Annotated in this window: 7 protein-coding genes; 6 read left to right on the top strand and 1 reads right to left on the bottom strand. The window is 47.1% G+C overall.

Annotation, left to right across the window (positions count from 1 at the left end; translation table 11 throughout):
* The coding region (locus AZ66_RS25010) for a putative bifunctional diguanylate cyclase/phosphodiesterase (RefSeq protein WP_044357363.1) at positions 1 to 1,139 on the top strand (1,139 nt) is incomplete at its 5' end.
* Positions 1,140 to 1,223: 84 nt separating this feature from the next.
* Here the strand turns inward: AZ66_RS25010 and AZ66_RS25005 are convergent.
* The gene (locus tag AZ66_RS25005) at positions 1,224 to 1,850 is read right to left on the bottom strand and encodes a hypothetical protein (protein ID WP_044357362.1); all 627 of its coding nucleotides are present in this window, start codon (positions 1,848 to 1,850) and stop codon (positions 1,224 to 1,226) included.
* Positions 1,851 to 2,026: 176 nt separating this feature from the next.
* Here AZ66_RS25005 and AZ66_RS25000 point away from each other — a divergent pair, with 176 nt between their 5' ends.
* The 5 genes from AZ66_RS25000 to AZ66_RS24980 form a co-directional block, all read left to right on the top strand.
* Positions 2,027 to 2,329 (top strand): YunC family protein, encoded by a 303-nt coding sequence (locus AZ66_RS25000; protein ID WP_021254153.1) that lies wholly within the window; start codon positions 2,027 to 2,029, stop codon positions 2,327 to 2,329.
* A gap of 340 nt (positions 2,330 to 2,669) precedes the next feature.
* The gene (locus AZ66_RS24995; RefSeq protein ID WP_044357361.1) at positions 2,670 to 3,113 is read left to right on the top strand and encodes a Dps family protein; all 444 of its coding nucleotides are present in this window, start codon (positions 2,670 to 2,672) and stop codon (positions 3,111 to 3,113) included.
* A 347-nt stretch (positions 3,114 to 3,460) separates the two neighbouring features.
* Entirely contained in the window at positions 3,461 to 4,243 is a 783-nt protein-coding gene (sufC, locus tag AZ66_RS24990) for a Fe-S cluster assembly ATPase SufC (protein WP_021259032.1), read from the top strand.
* Between the two features lie 40 nt (positions 4,244 to 4,283).
* Positions 4,284 to 5,600 carry a Fe-S cluster assembly protein SufD gene (gene sufD / locus AZ66_RS24985; protein ID WP_044357360.1) on the top strand — a complete coding sequence of 439 codons (1,317 nt, stop codon included), beginning with the start codon at positions 4,284 to 4,286 and terminating at the stop codon, positions 5,598 to 5,600.
* Positions 5,597 to 6,768: cysteine desulfurase (locus AZ66_RS24980; protein ID WP_044357359.1), on the top strand; the 1,172-nt coding region annotated here is incomplete at its 3' end. The genes sufD and AZ66_RS24980, both read left to right, overlap by 4 nt.

Genomic DNA, 6,768 nt, shown 5'->3' with positions numbered 1-6,768 from the left:
AGATTGCCGACAGGCTGCTACGCTCGATGACTGAGAATGATGTCATTGCTCGCATGGAGGGGGATGAATTCATCTGCTTCATGACGAATGCAGGATCAGAGGAGGAAGTGACGGAGCGTGTACGCCAACTGTTGTCGGTGTTCGAGGAGCCGTTCGAATTGAACGATATCCCCGTTCATGTGACGATGAGCATAGGCGTGAAGCTTATTCATGAAGATATGCGCATTCATGATGCAGGTCTGGCTGTTCAGCAGGCGGACTACGCCTTGTCACGAGTGAAGGAACTGGGGAAGAACGGATATCTATTCTTCGTTCCAGAGATGAATGATCGTCCGCTTGAGCGTATTACACTGGAGCATGATATGCGCAAGGCGCTGACAAGAGGGGAATTCGAGCTCTATTACCAGCCGCAGGTAGATATGTCGACATGCCGGATTGTCGGGATGGAGGCACTTGTGCGCTGGAACCATCCGGAGCGAGGTCTCATTCCGCCAGGAGAATTTATCTCCTTGGCAGAAGAGAATGGCTTCATTGTAGCCCTCGGGACATGGATTATGGAAGAAGCCTGCAGACAGAATAAGCAGTGGCAAGATGAAGGCCTTGAACGTATACCGGTATCTGTTAATTTGTCAGTAAGGCAGTTCGAAATGAACAATTTGACGGAGACGGTACAGGAGGTACTGCAGCGAACAGGGCTGGAACCGCAATACCTTGACCTGGAAATTACGGAGAGCATGACGATGGAAGTATCGCGTGCGTCACAGACCTTGCGCAAGTTGAAAGATATGGGCGTAGCGATTAGTATTGATGATTTTGGAACGGGTTACAGCTCACTGCATTATTTGAAGAACTTTCCGATACACCGCCTCAAGATTGATCGCTCCTTTGTACGTGATTTGCAGCAAGATCCGAATGATGCTGCCATCGTGTCGGCAATTATTGCACTCGGGCACAATATGAATATGCAAGTTATTGCAGAAGGTGTAGAGACGAAGGAACAGCTTGTCTTCTTGCAAAATAATCAATGTGACAATATACAGGGCTATTACTTCAGCCCTCCGCTGCCACGCAGTGGGTTTGAATCTCTGTTCCGCAGATATTGCAATCAGGAAGCGATGCAATGCTTCGTACATAAGTGAATAACAGATATGCAACAGCCGCAATAGGAGTCGACTGATCTGACTTCATTGCGGCTGTTGTTGTTTGTTGATATGTTATTGAGTTTAGGGCTGCATATCTTCGATCTCATTCAGGTTGAATGCGTACACTTGCTTCTCATCAACATGGTATACGTTCAGCAGCTGATTTGAGGCGTCATAATTGAGGATACGGCAGGGGAGATTCAATGTGATGCCTTTTCCCTTGTTAATGCGCAAACGTAATAAACGATTCTGTTCGATGTAGCTTCGAAGCTGATTCTCGACATCTTGAAGCCTGGCGTCATTGGATTGCTGTTGGCTTGGCTCCGTATATTCGGTAGCTGCGGTGCGTGCTGGCTTGTTCATAGGGGCCATTGATGCTGGTGATTGTGCGGCCGCACCCCGCTTGTTATTTGTTCTCGGTGAGGAATTATCCACACGGTGATCAGCAGCTGCGGAGCTTGAATGGGCTGCGCGAACTGCTAGCTTGCCAAACGGTGACTGCTTGATATTGCGCTGCTGCATGGCTTCGGCAAGCTCCAACAAGGAACCGAGCTCATTACCGGATTGAACGCGTGCGTCCAGTACGTCAGGGTATTGATGCAGCAATTGCAGCAAAGCTTCTAGCGCAGCCACGTTGGATTCGCCTTGTACAAGGATGTCAACATTGAACTTAAAGACGGATTGTTGAGATGAAGTAGGATAAAGCATTGTCAGTAATTCCTCCAACCTGGACATTTTGCCTAGATAAATACATTATAATACGGTATAAATTCCGACAAATATAGTTCTTTAGAACTAAATATCATTTCACGGCCCATACGCGCCAAAAAGACGGCAAATGCATAAGATGATACCATCCTGTAAGTCAGAAGGAGGCATTCACAGTGATACGGTTGATACCCATGGAAATTGGTGAGAGAACCGTGCTAGGCGTTGAAGTGCTGCTGCCCAAAACGACACTGTTGTCGATCTCAACCGATAAAGGCTATATTATGTGCGGTGCGCTTGATGTAGGGCTGCTCAATACGAAGCTGCATGATCGAGGGATCATCGCAGGACGCGCAGTCGGAGTACGGACACTGGAGCAGTTGCTTGAAGCTCCGCTTGAATCCATCACGCACGAAGCTGAGCGTCTCGGTATTACAGTTGGCATGAAGGGCAGCGATGCTTTGAACCTCATGTTCTAGGGCACTTCTAAATTCAGCTGTATGATCAATGCGCAGGGGACGCATAATATTGAAGTATTTCGATGTTTTATGTATCAAGCGTCATAGCTGATTTGAAGCAGCTCCGTTACACTTATGACCACTAGTCCTTATGGGACGCCGTGTTGCGATGATTCATTTCACGTGAACACGGGTACATATATATAGTAGGCCAGCAGAATAAAGTTGCAAGGAATCGATGAGAAATGTGGTAGAAAAGATTGGCAATCACATTTGTACAAGAAAGACTTGAAAAATAGTTAATATTAATTTAGAATTATTATCAATAAGAAATTGATATCAATTAGGAGGCGTTTTGATCATGGCAAATAACGAAAAACTTCAATCTCTGTTGAATCAACAAGTAGCGAACTTGAACGTATTGTATGTGAAGCTTCATAACTACCATTGGTTTGTAAAAGGTCCTCTGTTCTTCACGCTGCATGAGAAGTTTGAAGAGTTCTATAATGAAATCACAGCGAAAATGGATGATGTTGCGGAACGCTTGCTCACAATTGGCGGCAGACCATATGCTACTGTGAAGCAGTATTTGGAGCATACAACATTGCAAGAAGCGACAGGCAGCGAAACAGCAGAAGAAATGGTGAAGCAGCTTGTTAAAGATTTCAATCAATTGATTGCAGAATGCGGCGAAGCACAAGAAGCAGCGCAAGCTGCAGGGGACGAGCCTACAAATGACTTGTTCATCGGCATTCAATCTGACCTAGAGAAGCATGTATGGATGTTGAATGCATTCCTTGCGTAAGGAATGGCGGATACAGATTGCGATACGTAAATGAAAATCATATAAGCGCATCCTGAAAAGGGTGCGCTTTTTACTGAAATTATATATAAAAATTGGAAACCGATAATGCTCTAGCAAATAGGGCGCATCTCTATAGAAATAGGGGGCTGTTATGCAAGAGGTATAACGAGAGAGGACAGGGCGCTGGTTGATTTATACAAATGATTGTTTTAAAATTATATTGAGAATCAATGATAATCATTTTATAATGATTATAATGTGATAAATCTTATAGCGTGGATAAAGATTACTTGTTCTTTCAGTATACATCTTTTCTACAAATCCATCAATCTGGAGGTTACAACACAATGTCAACTCAATTCGTCATTAATGGTTTGAAGGCGACCATTGAAGGTAAAGAGATTCTGAAAGGAATCAACCTTGAAATGAAGGGCGGCGAGGTACATGCAATCATGGGTCCTAACGGAACTGGTAAAAGTACACTCGCTTCTGCTTTGATGGGGCACCCAAAATATGAAGTAACAGAAGGTTCTGCTACATTGAACGGTGAAGATTTGCTTGAGATGGAAGTTGACGAGCGCGCTCGCGCAGGTCTGTTCCTTGCTATGCAATATCCAAGCGAGATCGCAGGTGTAACGAACTCCGACTTCTTGCGCAGTGCAATCAATGCACGCCGCGAAGAGGGCAGCGAAATCTCCTTGATCAAGTTCATTCGCCAAATGGAAGGCAAAATGAAAGAGCTTGAGATGAACGAAGAGTTCGCTCATCGTTACTTGAACGAAGGCTTCTCCGGTGGGGAGAAGAAGCGTAACGAAATCTTGCAAATGATGATGCTCGATCCGAAAATCGTAGTATTGGACGAAATCGACTCCGGTCTTGATATCGACGCATTGAAGATCGTTGCAAATGGTGTAAATGCGATGCGCAGCGAAGAACGCGGATTCTTGGTTATTACGCACTATCAACGTTTGCTGAACTATGTGAAGCCTGACTTCGTACACGTTATGATGCAAGGCCGCATCGTGAAATCCGGCGGACCTGAGCTGGCTGAGCGTCTTGAGGCAGAAGGCTACGACTGGGTGAAGGAAGAACTCGGCATTACAGACGAAACAGTTGGACAAGACGAGTAATTCATTCTAGCAAACGATTGACAGGAGGAGCGATAGACCGATGAGCACGAATACGACATTGCCAGTGAGCCGTGAAGCGGTCGCAGCGCTTTCGAGCCGCAAGAGTGAGCCGGCATGGCTTGCTGAATTGCGCTTGCAGGCGTTGGATCAAGCAGCAGAACTGGATTATCCGATATTTGAGAAAACAAAAATTGAACGTTGGGATCTCAGTGCATATGGTGAACATGTAGATGGTCAATTGGTATCTACATTTGCTACTATTCCAGCAGAAGCTCGCAATATTTTAACAGGGGATGAGTCTTCCGAGCAGGTTGACAACGTGCTGGTTCAGCACAATTCCAGTGTTATTTATCGTCAGCTGCAAGCAGAATTGGCAGCGAAAGGTATTATATTCACGGACTTGGAGACAGCTGTTCGTGAGCATGAAGACCTGGTGAAGCCTCATTTGATGCAAGCTCTGAAGGCTGACGAGCATCAGCTGGCTGCTGTGCATGCTGCAGTATGGAATGGCGGCGTATTCTTGTACGTGCCGAAAAACGTAGAAGTTGATATTCCGCTTCAGGCTGTATTCTATACAGACAATGCGAAGGCTACATTTGCACCGCATGTATTGATCGTTGCGGATGTGAACAGCCGTGTGAACTACGTAGACAACTACGTGTCTGGATCTTCTACGGATGCTTATGTTCATAATGGTGTAGTTGAAGTATTTGTTAAATCCGGTGCGAAGGTCACTTATGCATCTGTCCATCATTTGGATGAGAAGGCTACGGATATCACGATTCGTCGTGCAATTGTTGAGAATGACGGCCGCATAGAGTGGATTGTTGGCGAAATGCACAACGGTAACGCTGCGTCTGAGACGAACTCGATCCTGAAGGGGAACGGTTCTACTTCCGACACTAAAGTAATATGCGTAGGAAATGGCGAGCAAAAGCTGAATATTACGACGAAAGCCGTACACTTCGGCAAGAGCTCTGACAGCCAAATGATTACGCGCGCGGTTATGCGCGAATCTGCTTCCTCGATCATCAACGGGATTACGAAGATCGAGAAGGGAGCAACAAAAGCGAACGGTGAGCAAACCGAGCGCGTGCTCATGCTGAGTCCGAAAGCTCGTGGTGACGCCAACCCAATCTTGCTTATCGATGAGGACGATGTAACAGCGGGTCATGCTGCTTCTGCTGGTCAAGTGAACCAGGAGCAAGTACATTACTTGATGTCACGTGGTATTGCTCGTGAAGAGGCGGAGAACCTGATTATCCGTGGTTTCTTGGCGCCAGTTGTAGCTGAGCTGCGAAGCGAGCATCTGCAGCAATTGCTGAAGCGTTACATCGAAAGGAAGCTGGGACAATGATTGGACGCGAGCTTCGTGAGCAATTTCCGATACTGAATCAGGAAATTAATGGTCATCCGTTGGTGTATTTAGACAGTGCGGCAACCTCACAGAAGCCGAGGTCCGTAATTGATGCGATACAAGCGTATTATGAAAAGGACAACTCGAACGTACATCGCGGCGTCCATACGCTCGGTTCCCGGGCGACAGACGCTTACGAAGGTGCTCGGGAGAAGGTTGCCCGGTTCATTAATGCGGCACGCACGGAAGAGATTGTGTTCACACGCGGCACGACTTCTGCGCTTAATCTCGTTGCTTCGTCCTATGGACGCAGCGTATGTGGTGAAGGCGATGAAATCGTAATTACGCAAATGGAACACCACAGCAATTTCATTCCGTGGCAGCAGGTCGCGAAGGCGACAGGGGCTACATTGAAATTTATTCCGATGCAGGAAGATGGTACACTCTTGCTGTCTGATGTGGAGCAGACGATTACAGATCGGACGAAAATTGTATCGATTGCTTATGCATCCAATGTGCTCGGAATCGTGAATCCAGTGAAGCAGATCGCGGAGATTACGCATCGCCACGGGGCTGTGCTCGTAGTTGACGGCGCGCAGAGCACGCCGCATATGCGGATTGATGTTCAGGATCTGGATTGCGACTTCTATGCATTGTCAGGGCACAAAATGTGCGGACCGACCGGAATCGGGGCATTATATGGGAAGATGGCGCTGCTCGAGAAGATGGAACCAATCGAATTCGGTGGTGAAATGATCGACTTCGTCGAGCTATATGATTCGACATGGAAGGATGTCCCTGCTCGGTTTGAAGCAGGAACACCGATCATTGCGGGTGCTGTCGGACTTGGCGCTGCGATTGACTTCCTGAATGAAGTAGGGCTGGACAATATTCATAAGCATGAAATGCAGTTGGGTGCGTATGCGGTTGAGCGCTTGTCTGAGATTGAGGGACTCTCGATCTACGGCCCTCGCAGCGAACGGATCGGGCTCGTTACATTCAATTTGGATGATGTCCATCCTCATGATGTAGCTACTGTTCTGGATGCGAAGGGGATTGCTGTACGTGCCGGACATCACTGCTGCCAACCGCTTATGCGGTGGCTTAAGGTAAGTGCAACGGCGCGCGCGAGTTTCTACTTGTACAACACGGAAGCAGACATTGACCG

This window comes from Paenibacillus sp. E194 (genome assembly GCF_000935845.1).
In the GTDB taxonomy this organism is placed as follows: domain Bacteria; phylum Bacillota; class Bacilli; order Paenibacillales; family Paenibacillaceae; genus Paenibacillus_B; species Paenibacillus_B alvei_B.
This window is presented reverse-complemented; position numbering and strand designations above follow the sequence as displayed.